Origin of the sequence: Agathobaculum butyriciproducens, from assembly GCA_003096535.1 — a bacterium.
Classification (GTDB): domain Bacteria; phylum Bacillota; class Clostridia; order Oscillospirales; family Butyricicoccaceae; genus Agathobaculum; species Agathobaculum butyriciproducens.
The window spans coordinates 142094-158308 of record QEKJ01000003.1; the positions used below are offsets into that span (position 1 = coordinate 142094).

Annotated in this window: 13 protein-coding genes, 1 tRNA gene and 1 other annotated feature; of the genes, 6 read left to right on the forward strand and 8 right to left on the reverse strand. The window is 55.2% G+C overall.

Annotated features, from left to right (window positions below; genetic code table 11):
• Positions 1-72: 72 nt before the first annotated feature.
• Entirely contained in the window at positions 73-1008 is a 936-nt protein-coding gene (locus tag C7386_RS04535) for an S-layer homology domain-containing protein (protein WP_110436832.1), read from the reverse strand.
• 205 nt (positions 1009-1213) lie between these two features.
• Between C7386_RS04535 and guaA the strand changes: the two genes are divergently transcribed.
• Positions 1214-2770: a glutamine-hydrolyzing GMP synthase gene (gene guaA / locus C7386_RS04540; RefSeq protein ID WP_110436831.1), complete on the forward strand. Its 1557-nt coding sequence runs from the start codon at positions 1214-1216 to the stop codon at positions 2768-2770.
• Between the two features lie 175 nt (positions 2771-2945).
• Here guaA and C7386_RS04545 read toward each other — a convergent pair whose 3' ends face one another.
• Entirely contained in the window at positions 2946-3092 is a 147-nt protein-coding gene (locus C7386_RS04545; RefSeq protein WP_207655843.1) for a hypothetical protein, read from the reverse strand.
• Positions 3093-3380: 288 nt separating this feature from the next.
• On the reverse strand, positions 3381-4019 hold the full coding sequence (locus tag C7386_RS04550; protein ID WP_116704917.1) for a DNA-3-methyladenine glycosylase family protein: 639 nt from the start codon (positions 4017-4019) through the stop codon (positions 3381-3383).
• A gap of 206 nt (positions 4020-4225) precedes the next feature.
• Here C7386_RS04550 and C7386_RS04555 point away from each other — a divergent pair.
• A tRNA-Ala gene (locus C7386_RS04555) sits at positions 4226-4301 on the forward strand.
• A 50-nt stretch (positions 4302-4351) separates the two neighbouring features.
• On the opposite strand, the gene C7386_RS04560 is transcribed toward C7386_RS04555, so the two are convergent.
• The 4 genes from C7386_RS04560 to metG form a co-directional block, all read right to left on the reverse strand.
• On the reverse strand, positions 4352-5125 hold the full coding sequence (locus C7386_RS04560; RefSeq protein WP_110436818.1) for a TatD family hydrolase: 774 nt from the start codon (positions 5123-5125) through the stop codon (positions 4352-4354).
• Between the two features lie 12 nt (positions 5126-5137).
• Complete coding sequence (locus C7386_RS04565) at positions 5138-5902, reverse strand: HAD hydrolase family protein (protein ID WP_110436817.1); 765 nt, start codon at positions 5900-5902, stop codon at positions 5138-5140.
• A 141-nt stretch (positions 5903-6043) separates the two neighbouring features.
• A complete protein-coding gene (locus C7386_RS04570; RefSeq protein ID WP_110436816.1) occupies positions 6044-6457 on the reverse strand; it encodes an EamA family transporter in 414 nt (137 codons plus the stop codon).
• A 203-nt stretch (positions 6458-6660) separates the two neighbouring features.
• Positions 6661-8595 carry a methionine--tRNA ligase gene (gene metG / locus C7386_RS04575; protein WP_116704918.1) on the reverse strand — a complete coding sequence of 645 codons (1935 nt, stop codon included), beginning with the start codon at positions 8593-8595 and terminating at the stop codon, positions 6661-6663.
• A 520-nt stretch (positions 8596-9115) separates the two neighbouring features.
• Positions 9116-9359, forward strand: a binding site (T-box leader).
• A 76-nt stretch (positions 9360-9435) separates the two neighbouring features.
• On the opposite strand from metG, the gene C7386_RS04580 reads away from it, so the two are divergent.
• From C7386_RS04580 to leuB, 4 genes are read left to right on the forward strand one after another with little or no spacing between them, the layout of a single operon-like run.
• A complete protein-coding gene (locus C7386_RS04580) occupies positions 9436-10947 on the forward strand; it encodes a 2-isopropylmalate synthase (protein WP_110436814.1) in 1512 nt (503 codons plus the stop codon).
• Positions 10948-10968: 21 nt separating this feature from the next.
• Positions 10969-12231 (forward strand): 3-isopropylmalate dehydratase large subunit, encoded by a 1263-nt coding sequence (gene leuC / locus C7386_RS04585; RefSeq protein WP_181967635.1) that lies wholly within the window; start codon positions 10969-10971, stop codon positions 12229-12231.
• A 17-nt stretch (positions 12232-12248) separates the two neighbouring features.
• Positions 12249-12740, forward strand: a complete 492-nt coding sequence (gene leuD, locus C7386_RS04590; RefSeq protein ID WP_110436813.1) for a 3-isopropylmalate dehydratase small subunit — start codon at positions 12249-12251, stop codon at positions 12738-12740.
• 4 nt (positions 12741-12744) lie between these two features.
• Positions 12745-13821: a 3-isopropylmalate dehydrogenase gene (gene leuB, locus C7386_RS04595; protein WP_110436812.1), complete on the forward strand. Its 1077-nt coding sequence runs from the start codon at positions 12745-12747 to the stop codon at positions 13819-13821.
• Positions 13822-13970: 149 nt separating this feature from the next.
• Here leuB and C7386_RS04600 read toward each other — a convergent pair whose 3' ends face one another.
• Positions 13971-15707, reverse strand: a complete 1737-nt coding sequence (locus tag C7386_RS04600) for a carbon starvation CstA family protein (protein WP_110436811.1) — start codon at positions 15705-15707, stop codon at positions 13971-13973.
• Positions 15708-16215 lie beyond the last annotated feature (508 nt).

Sequence of the window (16215 nt, forward strand, 5' to 3'; positions counted from 1 at the left end):
TCAAAATCAGAAAAAAGCAGGGAGAAGTCCGAGCTTCTCCCTGCACTATTGTAACACTGCTGCTGATTTTCGTCAAGAATCCAGCAAAATCAGTGCGCGGTAAAGCATTTCGCACGCCGTTCGGCGGTCGAGCGGGTGTTCTGGGTTCTGTGCCTGTGCAGCGGTGAGTACGGAGGCGCGTTCCAGCCGAGCGATTGCCGGCTGTGCCCAATCCTGCGGAGAATGGTCGGACATCGACCAAGCGTACTGCACACCGCTCAGCGTGCCGTCAAGCAGGTGGTCGAGCACCACGCCTGCCTCGGCCGTTGTGATGGTTTTCTCGCCGCGAATCTCACTCACGCCGGAGACGGTCGCGTAGCCGTTGACCAGTCCGTTTGCGGCAGCGGCGCTGATATACGGCTTGGCCCACGCGGAAAGTCCGCTGTCATCCGCAAAGTCGGTCTGGTCTGTCGGTTCAACGGACAGGTCTGCCGCGGCGGCTGTCATGGCGATGAACTCACTGCGTGTTACCGGTCGGTTGGGATGGAAAAACGCACAGCTGCCGATGGTTTCTCCGGTCATTACACCCTTTTGCGATAGATAGATCGCCGCGTAATGCGCCGGATCACCGTCCATGTCCGAATAGGTGAGTCCGGTCTTATTCTTTTTAATCTCAATCGTGATAGCGGCAGGCTGCGCTGTGTTTCCCTCGGCATCCACGGCGGTATAGTGGAAGCTGTCGCGTCCGGCTTTGCGGCCCGGTGTGTAATATAAGGTACTGCCCTCGATCTTCGCTGTGCCCAGCCGCGGCTTTTCGGTAAGCTGATAGAGCACTACGTCGTTATCCGCGTCGGTCGCGGACAGTTCAGCCTCCACGGCGATATCCACGCAGGTCTGCGCCGTGACCGGCTGCACCACCGGTGCATTGTCCGCCGCCTGCGCGGTTACGGCGGCAGCGCCGATCAGTCCCGCATAGGCGAACACGGTTGCGAGCAGCACCGCAATGATGCGAATCTGTCTGTTTTTCAAAATCCTTCACCCTTTCCGGTCGTTTCTTCTATCGGAAAGTATGCACGCGGCTGTTAAATTTTATACCGGATCGGCAGAATTCCGGTTCGTGTATGTTTTCTTCCTGTCGGGAAACGGAAAATTCCGCAAAAGCCCTTGCCGAAAACGCAGAAATGTGGCATAATTCTATTATATATACATTGGGAAAACAGAAAGGAGATTGGCGATGGAAAATCATCAGCTTGTTCTGGTGCTCGACTTCGGCGGTCAGTACAATCAGCTGATTGCACGACGCGTCCGCGAACATAATGTTTACTGTGAGGTCAAGCCCTATAAGACCTCGATTGAGGAGATCAAGGCGCTCAATCCGATCGGCATCATCTTTACCGGCGGTCCGAACAGCGTTTACGAGGAAAAGTCCCCGAAGTGTGATCCGGCTCTGTTCGAGCTGGGCGTACCGGTTCTGGGCATCTGCTACGGCTGTCAGCTTATGGCGCACACCCTCGGCGGCGAGGTAACCGCAGCACAGGAGGACACTGCGCGCGAGTACGGCAAGACCGAGACTTTCTATAACACGGACTGCAAGCTGTTCAAGGGTCTGCCGGAGCAGGGTATTTCCTGGATGAGCCACGGCGACTACATGGCAAAGGTGCCGGAGGGCTTCGAGCTGGTCGCTCACACCGATATGTGCCCGACCGCTGCCATCGCTGACGAGAAGCGCGGCTTCTACGGCGTACAGTATCATCCGGAGGTAAACCATACCGAGAACGGCTCGCTCATGCTGAAGAACTTCCTGTACGAGGTCTGCCATGCAAAGGGCGACTGGACCATGGGCGACTACAAGAACAGCTCCATCAAGGCCATCCGCGAGAAGGTCGGCGACGGCAAGGTTCTGCTGGCGCTGTCCGGCGGCGTTGACTCCTCGGTTGCAGCGGCTCTGCTGGCTGAGGCAGTAGGCAATCAGCTGACCTGCGTATTCGTAGACCACGGTCTGATGCGCAAGAACGAGGGTGATGAGGTTGAGGCAGCTTTCTCCAAGTGGGACATCAACCTGATCCGCATGAACGAGGAGGACGCATTCCTCGGCGCTCTCAAGGGTCTGACCGATCCGGAGGACAAGCGCAAGGCCATCGGTGCACAGTTCATCCGTACGTTTGAGAAGATGGGCAAGCAGATTGGTGAGCAGATCGGCAAGATCGACTATCTGGCACAGGGCACTATTTATCCGGACGTGATCGAGTCCGGCAAGGACGATGCCGCTGTCATCAAGAGCCACCACAACGTAGGCGGTTTGCCGGATTTTGTGGACTTCAAGGAGATCATCGAGCCGCTGCGCATGCTGTTCAAGGACGAGGTTCGTCAGCTCGGCTTTGAGCTTGGTCTGTCCGAGCAGCTGGTTATGCGTCAGCCGTTCCCGGGGCCGGGTCTCGGCATCCGTATTACCGGCGAGATCACCAAGGAGAAGTGCGACATTCTGCGTGAGGCAGACGCAATCTTCCGCGAGGAGATCGCAAATGCAGGTCTGGACAAGGAGATCAACCAGTATTTTGCAGTTCTGACCAACACCCGCACCGTAGGTGTTATGGGCGACAGCCGCACCTATGATTACGCACTCGCGCTGCGCGGCGTAACCACCAGCGACTTCATGACCGCTGACTGGGCGCGCATTCCGTATGAGGTGCTTGATAAGGCTTCCAGCCGTATCGTAAATGAGGTCGTCGGCGTAAACCGTATTGTGTATGATATTACCAGTAAGCCGCCGGCTACGATTGAATGGGAATAATTTCGGAACCCTCCGAAACCCGCATAAATACAGGCTTTTTTGCCTGTCGCTTTGCCTGCTGATACTGATTTGATACTAAGTTAGTCTGAACAGTATCGCTGAGAATAATTGCAAAGGACAAGTAAAACCGCCCTGCTGAACGACAAAATTCAGCAGGGCGTTTTTTTGCTTCTCTTTATTTATTTTTGCGCCACTTAATAGTCGGTGTGACCTTGCCCAGATCGTCGCAGGTGTCCGGCCAGTTCAGCTTCCACTCAAAGTATTCTTCTCGTGTGATTTCTCCTGCCCGGTATTCCTGCTGATGCACCAGCCATTCTCGCATGAAACTATCAACTATGCAATCAAAATAAAACCACCCCAAGTCTCGGGCAGCGGAAAACTGTCCGGGACTTTCTCTATACGGTATTTTTAACCGAAAATTTGCTGATTCGGTCGATGAATTGCGAATTTTGACGAATCGGGTTAAAACGTTGCACAAAAAACGCTGAAAAGGTTGACAAACGCGGAAAATATCGCTACTATATATGTGCAGACAACGGAAAAGCAGGTGTCTGTCAACACTCCATTTTCTGATGAATCCGTTCCGTGAAGAAGCAGCCGGAACGGATTTTTATTTGTTTACAAGCGCATAATCGCGCATACCCGGTATCGCACCGCCGGAGACTTCCCATAGATACAGACTGGCCACGCTGCAGTACGGACTGAATCGCCGATGATATTTCTCAAACAGTTTGCGGTCAATTTTGCGGTGGTGATATACCATGCGCAGTCCGCGCTGGATCGCCAGATCATCGTAGCTGAACACGTTCGGCCGCTGCAGGCAGAACAGCAGGATCATCTCGGCAGTCCATACGCCGATACCCTTAAGCGAACTGAGTGTGCGGATTGCATCCGCGTCGCTCATGTACTTCACGCTTTCCAGATTGAAAGCACCGCTGCGTATCTTTTCGGCAAAATCCGTGATGTATTCCGCCTTGCGGAAGGTCATGCCGAGCGACTGCAACAGGGGAACACCGGCTGCAGCGATGCTGTCGGCGGTTACCGTGCCGAGCGCGTCCTGCATGCGCTGCCAGATGGTCGTCTGTGCTTTTGTGGAAATCTGCTGCCCGATGATATGGTGCACGACCGAGGAAAACAGGTCGGTGTCCACTGTTCGGTTAATATGGCCGAGTCGGTCGATGACAGCGGCAAGTCTGCTGTCTTTGGCCTTGAGATAATCGGTTTCGGTCTGTCCGTACGCGAAATACATGGCTGTCACTTCCTTATGCAAACAGTATAACAGAAAGCGGTTTGCAAAGCTAACAGGAGAGGATAAAACTTGGCAGTTCCACCTAAATTTTCGGCAGCACTACCAATTTTTACTTTGCGATTTCGGTGATACTGCCAGATACTCTGTGCTTGACATTAACCAATCCGTTGCGTTATAATTCTTATGAAAAGTTTATTAGCCGAATCGGGGGCGTAGCTCAGCTGGGAGAGCGTTTGACTGGCAGTCAAGAGGTCATGGGTTCGATCCCCACCGTCTCCACCATACAAAACAGGGACAAGAGGTTTTACCTCTTGTCCCTGTTTTGTTCTATCTTACCCGGAAATACCAAACAGCTGTCTGCCGTTTTCGGTTGTAATCCGTTCAACCTCTGCGGCACTTATGCCCTTGATCTCCGCAATAGTCTCAGCCATGCGATGCACATACAGCGAGGAATTACGGCGGCCGCGAAACGGCTCGGGTGCCATGTAGGGCGAATCGGTCTCGATCATCAGTCGCTCAATCGGCACTTCACGAATGACTTCCTTCGCCTTTTTGGCATTTTTGAATGTGATAACACCGGTAAACGACAGATAATAGCCGAGTTTCAGCAGTTCGCGTGCCATTTCGACGTGACCGGCATAGCAGTGGTACACGCCGATCACATCCGGATACCGACGGGTGATCTCCATGCTGTCGGCGTGCGCATCGCGGTCATGCACGATGACAGGGAGGTGCAGTGCACGCGCCAGCTCCATTTGGCGGGCAAATACAACCTGCTGCCGCGCACGCGCACGCTCGTCTTTTTCCCAGTAATAGTCAAGACCAATTTCGCCGATGGCGCGAACCTTGCTTTCGTTCTGTGCCAGTGCGCGGATGGTCTCCAGATCAGCCTCCCAGCCGTCCTCGATGTTCTCCGGGTGAATACCGACCGCCGCATATACAAATGGATATTTATTCGCGTAGCTGACCGCCTTGCGAGAGCTTTCCACATCACAGCCGGGATTGAGAATCAGGCCGACATTGTTCTCGGGCATGGAAGCCAGCAGCGTATCGCGGTCCTCGTCGAACCGTTCATCGTCATAGTGTGCATGTGTATCAAAAAGCATAGTAAACCTTCCTCAAATCCAGCCGAAATGCCTGCAGGCGTTCCAAAGTCCGTCCTTATCCACGTCGGTTGTGATGTAATCCGCTTTCTCCTTGAGCGCGGCGCGGGCATTGCCCATCGCAATAGACAGCCATCCCTGACCGAACATGCAGATGTCGTTCATACCGTCGCCAAACACCACAATATCCTCATCCGGAATGGATAAAAGCTGCTGAAAATAGCGAATACCTCGCTGTTTTTCCTTCGGCTCAACGAAAATCACATGAGGATTGTACCGCACAAGCGGCAGACCGCCCGCGTCAATATGATTCTCCTCATCAGGCGTGCAGACGTAGTAAACCTTGTACAGATGCTCCAGCCTGTGATAATCAAAATGCGGGTCCCACAGAACAGGGAAGTAGTTCTCCGGTGCATACGGAAGATAATTTTTATCTGTTGTTACGCATAGTTTCTCATTCTCCGGCGACACCGCCCACGGAATACCGGCCTGCTCGAGCCGCTCGATCAGCGCAATGCAGTCGGCCGCCGGCAGCGACTCCATCTCGACAATTTCGCCGTTGTGCGTTACGCTCCAGCCGCCGTCCGCTACAATGTCCGTGAAGCCGTAGCGCGCGGCAACGGCTGCTGCAGATGCCTGCAGCCGTCCGGTCGCAATGGCGGTAAAGTGGCCGTTCGCACGAAGCTGCGCCAGTGCCTTTACTGCGCTTTCCGGCATCATGGTGGTGAGATCGGTGGAAAGCGTGCCGTCAATATCAAAAAAGAAGTATTTTTTGTGCATGTAAAACCCTCAATAACAGAGTGCAGAGTGGAGAGCCATAAGAGAGTGGAGAGTGGAGATTGGAGAATGAAGAGAACGTAAATCTTCGCTCCCAACTCTCCACTCCTCACTCTCCACTCTGTTAAAACCTCTCCACTCTTATTACAGTATCATGCAGAGCGTGCCTGCCGCAATCAGAATGCCGCCGATCACGCCCTTGACCGTCACGGTCTCGTGCAGGACAACAAACGCCAGAATCATCGTGATAACAACGCTCAGCTTGTCGATCGGAGCCACACGGCTGGCCTCGCCCATCTGCAGGGCCTTGTAGTAAAACAGCCACGAACCGCCAGTCGCCAGTCCGGACAGGGTAAGAAATACCCAGCTTTTGGCGCCGATTGCGCTTACGCCGCCCTGTTTTCCCAGCAGGAAGACCATGCCCCATGCCATCACGAGCACCACAGCGGTTCGGATAGCAGTAGCAAGCGTGCTGTCCACGTTTTCCACGCCGATTTTGGCTAAAATCGTTGTCAGTGCGGCAAATACCGCAGAGAGCAGCGCATAAATGATCCACATTGCATTTCGCCCTCTTGTCATAATTTTCGCTTCCTAAATTGTTGATTGTAGTGTGTGCGAAATTATACATGGGATAACACATCTGTTAACCCATTCGTAGGGCGGGCTGCCCTCAGCCCGCCGTTGCAACCGAGTGTTCCCGTTTATGTGCGGCGGGGTGAGGGCACCCCGCCCTGCGGAATCCGTTGTAAAGTGTGTTTATTTTAGCACAGTTTAGCGCCAGCCGGAATGCTGTCGTCCAGCATGAGCAGGTTGAGCTTCTCGTCCTTTTCGGCGGAGAGCAGCATGCCATTGGACTCCTGACCCATCATCTTGCGCGGCGGCAGGTTGGTGACGGCGACGACCGTCTTGCCGACCAGCTCCTCCGGCTTGTAATACTTGGCAATACCGGACAGAATCTGACGCGGCGTGCCCGAGCCGTCATCCAGCTGGAACTTGAGCAGCTTATTGCTCTTCTTGACGTTCTCGCATGCGAGTACCTTGCAGACCGTCATATCGACCTTGCAGAAATCGTCAAACGGGATATCCGGCAGGAACTCAACTGCAGGCTTCTGCTCTGCCTCGGCAGCCTTCTTTTCCTCCTCGATCTCAGCGAGCTTCTTCGGAATGTCGATGCGCTCGAACAGGATGGAGGCTTCGCCGACCGGCTGACCCGGCTGCATGCCGTCAAACGAGGTCAGGCTCTCAACGCCCTTGTTTTCAACACCCAGCTGTGCGAAAATCTTGTCGGCGGTGTCCGGCAGATACGGCTTCAGTTCAACAGCGGCAAAGCGGATCGCTTCGAGCAGGTTGTACAGCACCGTTCCCAGACGCGCCTGCTTGCTCTCGTCCTTGGCGAGCGCCCACGGCATGGTCTCGTCGATATACTTGTTGGAGCGGCGCAGCAGTGCGAATACCTCGTCGATGGCGTCTGCAACGTGCAGGGTGTCCATCTTTTTCTCAACAGCTGCCGGCAGACCGAGTGCGACTGCCTTCAGCTCGTCATCAAGTGCTTCCGGTGCGGTCGGCGCCGGAACAATGCCGCCGAAATACTTCTTGGTCATGGCAATCGTGCGGTTGACCAGATTGCCGAGCACATTTGCCAGATCAGAGTTAATGCGTTCGCAGATCAGCTCGTAGGAGAGTACACCGTCATTTGCGAACGGCATCTCGTGCAGAACGTAGTAGCGGATGGCATCCACACCGAACAGGCGAACCAGATCGTCCGCATAGATAACGTTGCCGAGCGACTTGGACATCTTGCCGTCGCCGACCAGCAGCCACGGATGACCGAATACCTGCTTGGGCAGCGGCTCGCCGAGCGCCATCAGGAAGATCGGCCAGTAGATGGTATGGAAGCGGATGATATCCTTGCCGATCAGGTGCACATCAGCCGGCCAGAACTTCTTGTAGTGCTCATCGTGGTTGCCGTCCGGATCGTAGCCGCAGAAGGTGATATAGTTGGTAAGTGCATCCAGCCAAACGTAAACAACGTGGCCCGGGTCAAAGTCCACCGGAATGCCCCAGCTGAACGAGGTGCGGGAAACGCACAGGTCCTGCAGACCCGGCTTGAGGAAGTTGTTTACCATCTCGTTCTTGCGGCTCTCCGGCTGGATGAACTCGGGGTGCTCCTCGATGTGCTTCATCAGGCGGTCGGCGTATTTGCTCATGCGGAAGAAGTATGCCTCCTCCTCGGCGTCTACACACGGGCGGCCACAGTCCGGGCAGCAGCCGTCCTTGAGCTGGCTCTCGGTCCAGAAGGACTCACACGGCTTGCAGTATTTGCCCTTGTACGCACCCTTGTAAATATCGCCCTGATCATACAGCTTTTTGAAGATCTTCTGCACCTTTTTCTCGTGCATCGGGTCGGTGGTGCGGATGAACTTGTCATAGGTGGTGTTCATCAGATCCCAGATGGTCTTAACCTCACCGGCAATCTTGTCAACGTGCTGCTGCGGCGTGATGCCGGCTGCCTCGGCCTTCTCCTGAATCTTCTGACCATGCTCGTCCGTGCCGGTCTGGAAATAAACGTCGTAACCGGTCATGCGCTTGTAGCGTGCGATAGCGTCGGCCAGCACGATCTCGTAGGTGTTGCCGATGTGCGGCTTCGCCGAGGTATAGGCGATCGCCGTTGAGATATAATAGGGTTTCTTGTCCATTCGTGTATTCTCTCCTTACATATATAAATATGTTTTATGCGTGACAGCAGGGAACAGGGAACAAAAAATCCTCCGTTCCTGCAATGGCCTGTATTTTGCCACTGCAAGGACGGAGGACAAACCTTCCGTGTTACCACCTTGCTTTACGCCTTCCTCGCGGAAGGACGCCTCAGCGGGTAGGATGCTACCCATCGTCCTCGATAACGGCAGGACTTTGCCGCCGCAGCCTTGCATACTATTACAAAGTAAGTTCGGTGCGAAGCTCCAAGACCATGTTCGGCAGTGCCCTCCGCGTTCCGCTTTCACCGCCCGGAACTCGCTTTGACGTACTTCACTGCGTACTCTTCTCTTCACTGCTTTTAACAGATGTGCTCAGGAAAACAGCGTTTTCCTGTACACAGTGTTATTTTACTATATTGGAGAAGGTTTGTCAAATCTGTTTGCGGTGCAGTATGCCCGGCGCTGCCTTAAAAAAAGTCTTGACAACAGCGGCTCAGAGGTCTAATATAAAAACATATTGATAAAGGTGATGAACGGGTAAAGTAATTGTCACCCCTGTCCGCAGAGAGCTGCCGGTTGGTGTAAGGCAGCGTCAGGAAGCAGTGAAACTCGCCCGGGAGCTGTCCGCTGAAAGTCCTTCGGACCGGTAGGAGGGAACGGATACCCACCGTTACAGGGGAGCGCATTGTCAGATGTGCATAGAGGGGTCGCACCATACTGCGGCAACAAGAGTGGTACCGCGGAGCTTTCGCTTCGTCTCTTAATGATTGGATTAAGGGACGGAGCTTTTTTTGTCCCTGTAAACCCGGTAAAATTCTGAATAGGAGAGGACAAGATACCATGGGAAGAACAGTTAAGATTTTTGATACGACGCTGCGTGACGGTGAGCAGTCTCCCGGCTGCAGCATGAACCTGAATGAGAAGATCGAGGTTGCAAAGCAGCTCGAAGCCCTCAAGGTAGATATCATTGAAGCAGGCTTTGCGGCTGCTTCTCCCGGCGATGCTGCTGCTATCGCAGCAATCGCTGATACCGTGCGCGGCGCTACCATCTGCTCGCTGGCGCGCTGCCGTGAGCAGGACATCGAGGCGGCATGGAACTCCATCCGCCGTGCAGAGTCTGCCCGCATTCACACCTTCCTGGCAACCAGCCCGGTACACATGGAGTACAAGCTGAAGATGACACCGGATGAGGTGCTGGAATCCGTAGCGCACAACGTAGCCTTCGCTAAGAAGTTCTGCTCGGACATCGAGTTCTCCGCTGAGGACGCAACCCGCTCCGACCTCGACTTCCTGTGCCGCGTTGTGGAAACCGCCATCAAGGCCGGTGCTACTACCATCAACATTCCGGATACCGTCGGCTACATGATTCCGCAGGAGTACGCATCCCGCATCAAGTATCTGCGTGAGCACACCGAGGGTATCGAGAACGTAATCCTGTCCTGCCACATGCACAACGACCTCGGCATGGCAGTTGCAAACTCTCTGGCAGGCGTTGAAGCCGGTATTGACCAGATCGAGTGCACCATCAACGGCATCGGCGAGCGCGCAGGCAACGCCTCGATGGAGGAGTGCGTTATGGCGCTCAAGACCCGTGCCGACCACTTCGGCATCGGCTGCAACATCGAAACCACCCAGATCTACCGCGCAAGCCGCATGATCCAGACCATTACCGGCGTTGCTGTTGCACCGACCAAGCCGATCGTCGGTGCAAATGCGTTCGCACACGAGGCGGGCATCCACCAGCACGGCGTGATGGCCAACAAGGAAACCTACGAGATCATGACTCCGGAATCCGTCGGCATCCCGAAGAACGCCATCGTGCTCGGCAAGCATTCCGGCCGCCATGCGTTCGAGGAGCGCCTGCATGAGCTGGGCTACACGCTCGATCACGAGAAGCTCGAGAAGGCATTCGAGAAGTTCAAGATTCTGGCTGACAAGAAGAAGGTCATCAAGGACCGCGACCTCGAGGGTCTGATCGGTGCTGTTCCGGTTTCCGGCGAGGAGCGCTACACGCTCGACCGCTTTGTCATCAACTCTGGCAACACCATTACCTCTACCGCTGTTATCCGCGTCAAGAAGGGCGACGAGATGTTTGAGCGCGCTGCCGCTTCCGACGGCCCGATCAACGCATCGTTCCATGCAATCGACAAGATCATCGGCAAGGAAATCGTTCTGGAGGACTACTCGCTGCGCGCACTGACCGACGGCGAGGACGCACAGAGCGAAGCTATTGTCAAGATCCGCGTAGACGGCAGCAACGAGGTTGTTACCGGCCGCGGCGTATCGGTTGACGTTATGGAGGCGTCCATCAAGGCGTACATCAACGGCATTAACAAGTATTTTAACGACTAATTCAGCAGGAGGAACGCTGTTATGGGTATGACAATGACGCAGAAGATCCTCGCAAAGCATGCGGGTCTGGAAAGCGTAACGGCAGGTCAGCTGATCGAGGCAAACGTAGATCTCACGCTGGCAAACGATATCACCGGTCCGGTTGCCATCCGAGAGATGGAGAAGGCGGGCTTCGATAAGGTGTTCGACAACACCAAGATCGCACTCGTAATGGACCACTTTGCACCGAACAAGGATATTAAGTCCGCTGAGCAGTGCCTCGAGTGCCGCGAGTTCTCCAAGAAGTACAACATCGTAAACTTCTTCGACGTTGGCGCAATGGGTATCGAGCACGCGCTGCTGCCGGAAAAAGGTCTGACCGCTCCCGGTGAGCTTATCATCGGCGCGGACAGCCACACCTGCACCTACGGTGCACTGGGCGCATTCTCGACCGGCGTCGGTTCTACCGACCTCGCGGCGGGCATGGCGACCGGCAAGGCATGGTTCAAGGTGCCGAGCGCCATCAAGTTTGTGCTCACCGGCAAGCTGAGCCCGTGGGTATCCGGCAAGGACGTTATCCTGCACATCATCGGCAAGATCGGCGTGGACGGCGCGCTGTACAAGTCGATGGAGTTCGTTGGCGAGGGCGCACACGCGCTGTCCATGGACGACCGCTTCACCATCTGCAACATGGCCATCGAGGCCGGTGCGAAGAACGGCATCTTCCCGGTAGACGACAAGACGATGAATTACATCAAGGGCCGCGTAAACCGCGAGGTTACCGCATTCGAGGCCGACGCTGACGCCGAGTACGAGCAGACCATCGAGATCGACCTGTCTGCACTCCGTCCGACCATCGCGTGCCCGCACCTGCCGGAGAACACCAAGACCATTGACGACCTCGGCCATATTGAGGTTCAGCAGTCGGTCATCGGTTCTTGCACCAACGGCCGCATCGACGATATGCGCGTTGCAGCCGAAATCCTCAAGGGCCGCAAGGTAAATCCGAATGTGCGCACCATCATCATCCCCGCAACACAGGAAGTTTACCTGCAGTGCATTGAGGAGGGTCTGACCAAGATCTTCATTCAGGCTGGCGCTATCGTTTCCACGCCGACCTGCGGCCCGTGCCTCGGCGGTCATATGGGTATCCTGGCGCACGGCGAGAAGGCGGTTTCCACCACCAACCGCAACTTTGTCGGCCGTATGGGTCATATCACCTCGGAAATTTATCTGGCAAGCCCGGCCGTCGCTGCCGCAAGTGCGGTAGCAGGCTATATCTGCGCACCGGACGACCTGAAGTAAGGGAGGAAACACATACCATGAACGCAAAAGGCAAGGTTTTCAAGTACGGCGATAATGTCGATACCGACGTTATCATCCCCGCACGTTATCTGAATATCGCAGACCCGAAGGAGCTGTCCACCCACGCAATGGAGGACATCGACGCGGATTTCGTCAAGAATATGCACCCGGGCGACATCGTTGTCGCGACCCGCAACTTCGGCTGCGGCTCCTCCCGTGAGCACGCACCGCTTGTTCTCCGTGAGAACGGCGTTTCCTGCGTTATCGCGTCCTCGTTCGCGCGTATCTTCTACCGCAACGCCATCAACATCGGTCTGCCGATCCTCGAGTGCGAGGCAGCGGCGAACGGCATTGATGCAGGCGACGAGGTAGAAGTAGACTTCGACACCGGCGTGATCACCGACGTTACCAAGGGCGAGAGCTGGCAGGCAGCTGCATTCCCGCCGTTTATCCAGAACATCATCAAGGCGGGCGGCCTGCTCAAGTCGCTCAAGGAGAGAGAGGCATAATCCCATGGAATACAATATTGCTGTTGTCAAGGGTGACGGCATCGGCCCGGAGATCGTATCCGAGGCTATGCTCGTGCTCGATAAGGTCGGCGAGAAGTTCGGCCACAAGTTCAATTTCCAGGAGGTCCTCGCAGGCGGCTGCTCGATCGACAAGAACGGCATCCCGCTGACCGATGAGACCATCGAGATCTGCAAGAATGCGGATTCCGTGCTGCTCGGCGCGGTAGGCGGCCCGAAGTGGGACGATGTTCCGAGCGCAAAGCGCCCGGAGAAGGCACTGCTCGGTCTGCGCGCCGCACTGGGTCTGTTCGTCAACCTGCGCCCGGCGCAGATGCACAAGGCACTTGCGGATGCGTGCCCGATCAAGCCTGAGATTATTGGTGACGGCTTCGACATTCTCGTTTGCCGTGAGCTGACCGGCGACGTTTACTTCGGCAAGCACTACCGCCGCGAGAGCGACAAGGGCTGGGGCGAGACCGGCGCGGACGACATGAACTACTCGGTTTATGAGGTAGAGCGCATCGGCCGCCGTGCTTTTGAGATGGCGATGAAGCGCAATAAGAAGGTCTGCTCGGTAGACAAGGCAAACGTGCTCGAAACCAGCCGCGTATGGCGCGAAACCATGCACCGCATCAAGGACGAGTACCCGGAGGTCGAGTACACCGATATGTACGTTGACAACTGCGCGATGCAGCTTGTCCGCAATCCGGGTCAGTTCGATGTTATCGTAACCGGCAACCTGTTCGGCGATATTCTGTCCGATGAGGCTTCCATGATCACCGGCTCCATCGGTATGCTGCCGTCCGCCTCCATGAACGAGAGCGGCAAGGGTATGTACGAGCCCATCCACGGCTCCGCGCCGGACATCGCGGGCAAGGGCATCGCGAACCCGATCGCGACCATCCTGTCGTGCGCGATGATGCTGCGCTACTCGTTCGGCCTCAAGGCCGAGGCAGACGCCATCGAAACCGCTGTTGAGAATGTCCTCAACGCAGGTCACCGCACCGCGGACATCGCCGCAAAGGGTGAGAAGGTACTGTCCACCTCCGAGATGGGTGCACTGATCCGCGAACAGCTTTAAGAATAATCAGGAATGAGTAATCCGTAATTATTACTCCGTGAATTTTTCCTATCAAGAAACCCGGTTGCGATTAGGCTGCAACCGGGTTTTTCGATAGTCTTGCGGCTTCGGTTTTTCGAAGCCGTTTTTGTTATATGGAGAAATCAGCTTTACGCGTTCTCGCTGTTTCTCTCGCTCTTGGCATAGCTCTTGAACGAGTGGATAACGATCGTCAGACCGAGCACGATCAGCAGTACCGCAAGGATAAGCTGCAGACCGTTTGCGATGAATACCGCGCCCCAAGTGGTCTCACCGGCCGGAATAGCCGTTGAGGCGGCAGCAGAGATCGCCTTTACCATAGCGAGGAAACGCTGCACCAGCGCGGTGAAGGTAACACACAGCATGATGATCAGCGGCGGGAAGATCATCTTGTTGCTGCGGCCGGTAACCTTGAGGAATACGCAGAGCGTGATGAGCACCAGAGCGCTCAGCAGCTGGTTGGCAGAACCGAACAGCGGCCAGATATTGGCGTAGCCGATCTTGGTGAGCAGGAAACCAAATGCCAGCGTGATAACCGTGGAGAAATATACGTTGCAGAACAGCTTGCGCCAGCCCTCGGCATGCTCCATGTCATCGACGGAGAACAGCTCCTGAAAGCTCATGCGGCCGATACGCGCAACCGCGTCCAGACTGGTCAGCGCCAGTGCGGAAACACACATGGTCATAAATGCAGTGGCAACATAAACCGGAACGCCGAACATCTCGAAGAAGCCTGCGACACCGCTGCTGAATACCTGGAACGGCGTGCCCGCTGCCGGCGTACCGTCAGCTGCTGCAGCAGCACCGGCAACGCACAGTGCCAGAACAGCCAGCAGGCTTTCCAGCACCATTGCGCCATAGCCAACCTTGGGCATGTCCTTTTCGTTCTCGATGGTCTTGGAGGACGTACCCGAGGAAACCAGGCTGTGGAAACCGGAAACCGCACCGCATGCAACGGTTACAAACAGGATCGGGAACATCGTACCGAGCTTCTCATTGGTAAAACCGGTGAATACCGGCAGGTTCATAGTCGGATGTGCAACAACCAGACCGACAACTGCGCCTGCGATCATGCAGATGAACATGAAGGTGGTCATGTAGTCGCGCGGCTGCTTGAGCAGCCACATCGGAAGGACAGCGGCGAAGAAGATATAAACGAAGGTGATATAGCTCCATGCTGCCTTGCCGAAGATAAGCGGGCAGTTCATGCCGATTGCAAAGGAGGCAACGATGCACACAATGCCGACAACGGCTTCCTTCCAGCCGGTCAGGTTAAACTTTTTCTGGATAAGGCCGAGCACAACCGCGAATACCATAAACATGATGGAGATCATGCCTGCCGCACCGTTGGTGGTTGCGGCAGCAGCCAGCTCGGTAACGCCTGCGTCAGTGACAGTGTAGGCGTTGAATGTGCCCGCAACCATATCTGCGAATGCCGCAACAACGATGCAGCAGAAGATCCACGAGAAAATCAGGAACAGCTTGCGGCCGGTTTTGCCGATGTACTTCTCAATCAGCATACCCATCGACTTGCCCTTGTTCTTAACCGAAGCGTACAGTGCGCCGAAGTCGGCTACCGCGCCGAAGAATACGCCGCCGATCAGCACCCACAGCAGTACCGGCAGCCAGCCGAACGCCGCAGCCTGAATTGCGCCGGTTACAGGGCCTGCGCCCGCGATGGAGGAGAACTGGTGACTGAATACCGTCCAGCCGTTGGTCGGTACAAAGTCCTTGCCGTCATTAAATTCAACGGCAGGCGTCTTGGCTTTCGGGTCGATACCCCATTTGTTCGCCAGCCAGCGTCCGTAGAAAACGTACGCGCCGAACAGAACAACAGCCGCGATCAGCACAATTACAAGTGTGTTCATGTTTTTTCGTCTCTTTCTTGAAATGATTTGCGATTCCGCAGCCAAAGGTACGCAAAAAAGCCTTCGTCCATGCAGGAGGATCACGAAGATGATCCTGCAAAGACGAAGGCATATACATTATTGCTGTATTTACTTCCGCGTTACCACTTTGCTTGCCGACAGTACGCTGCCGACCTCTCATTGCCGCCCGGTACCGCATTCTTCCGGAGGGCTTTTCCTGTTAACGGTGGATATCCGGCCTCGACTACTCGGCATTGCCTTTGATCGAAGCTGCTCGCAGGGGATAGCGAACCCGTGCCTTGCTGCCGTCTTGCACGACCGACGGCTTTCTGTGAGCGGTGATACGGATACGTCATGTCCTGTTCAAAGCATTTGGCTGCTGAACAATTCGTATAATAGACCTCTTTTTGCCGTTTGTCAACCGGACAGGAGACGAAAAATGCAATTTGGGCAACACCTGCAAATCCGGCAGTATTGATAAATAAAAATTTGTTTATTTTTTAACGGC

Excerpts from the sequence above, each read along its gene's own strand:
- guaA (WP_110436831.1), top strand. The coding sequence starts at position 1,214 with ATGGAAAATCATCAGCTTGTTCTGGTGCTCGACTTCGGCGGTCAGTAC.
- C7386_RS04545 (WP_207655843.1), bottom strand. The coding sequence starts at position 3,092 with ATGCGAGAATGGCTGGTGCATCAGCAGGAATACCGGGCAGGAGAAATC.
- C7386_RS04550 (WP_116704917.1), bottom strand. The coding sequence starts at position 4,019 with ATGTATTTCGCGTACGGACAGACCGAAACCGATTATCTCAAGGCCAAA.
- C7386_RS04560 (WP_110436818.1), bottom strand. The coding sequence starts at position 5,125 with ATGCTTTTTGATACACATGCACACTATGACGATGAACGGTTCGACGAG.
- C7386_RS04565 (WP_110436817.1), bottom strand. The coding sequence starts at position 5,902 with ATGCACAAAAAATACTTCTTTTTTGATATTGACGGCACGCTTTCCACC.
- C7386_RS04570 (WP_110436816.1), bottom strand. The coding sequence starts at position 6,457 with ATGTGGATCATTTATGCGCTGCTCTCTGCGGTATTTGCCGCACTGACA.
- metG (WP_116704918.1), bottom strand. The coding sequence starts at position 8,595 with ATGGACAAGAAACCCTATTATATCTCAACGGCGATCGCCTATACCTCG.
- C7386_RS04580 (WP_110436814.1), top strand. The coding sequence starts at position 9,436 with ATGGGAAGAACAGTTAAGATTTTTGATACGACGCTGCGTGACGGTGAG.
- leuC (WP_181967635.1), top strand. The coding sequence starts at position 10,969 with ATGGGTATGACAATGACGCAGAAGATCCTCGCAAAGCATGCGGGTCTG.
- leuD (WP_110436813.1), top strand. The coding sequence starts at position 12,249 with ATGAACGCAAAAGGCAAGGTTTTCAAGTACGGCGATAATGTCGATACC.
- leuB (WP_110436812.1), top strand. The coding sequence starts at position 12,745 with ATGGAATACAATATTGCTGTTGTCAAGGGTGACGGCATCGGCCCGGAG.
- C7386_RS04600 (WP_110436811.1), bottom strand. The coding sequence starts at position 15,707 with ATGAACACACTTGTAATTGTGCTGATCGCGGCTGTTGTTCTGTTCGGC.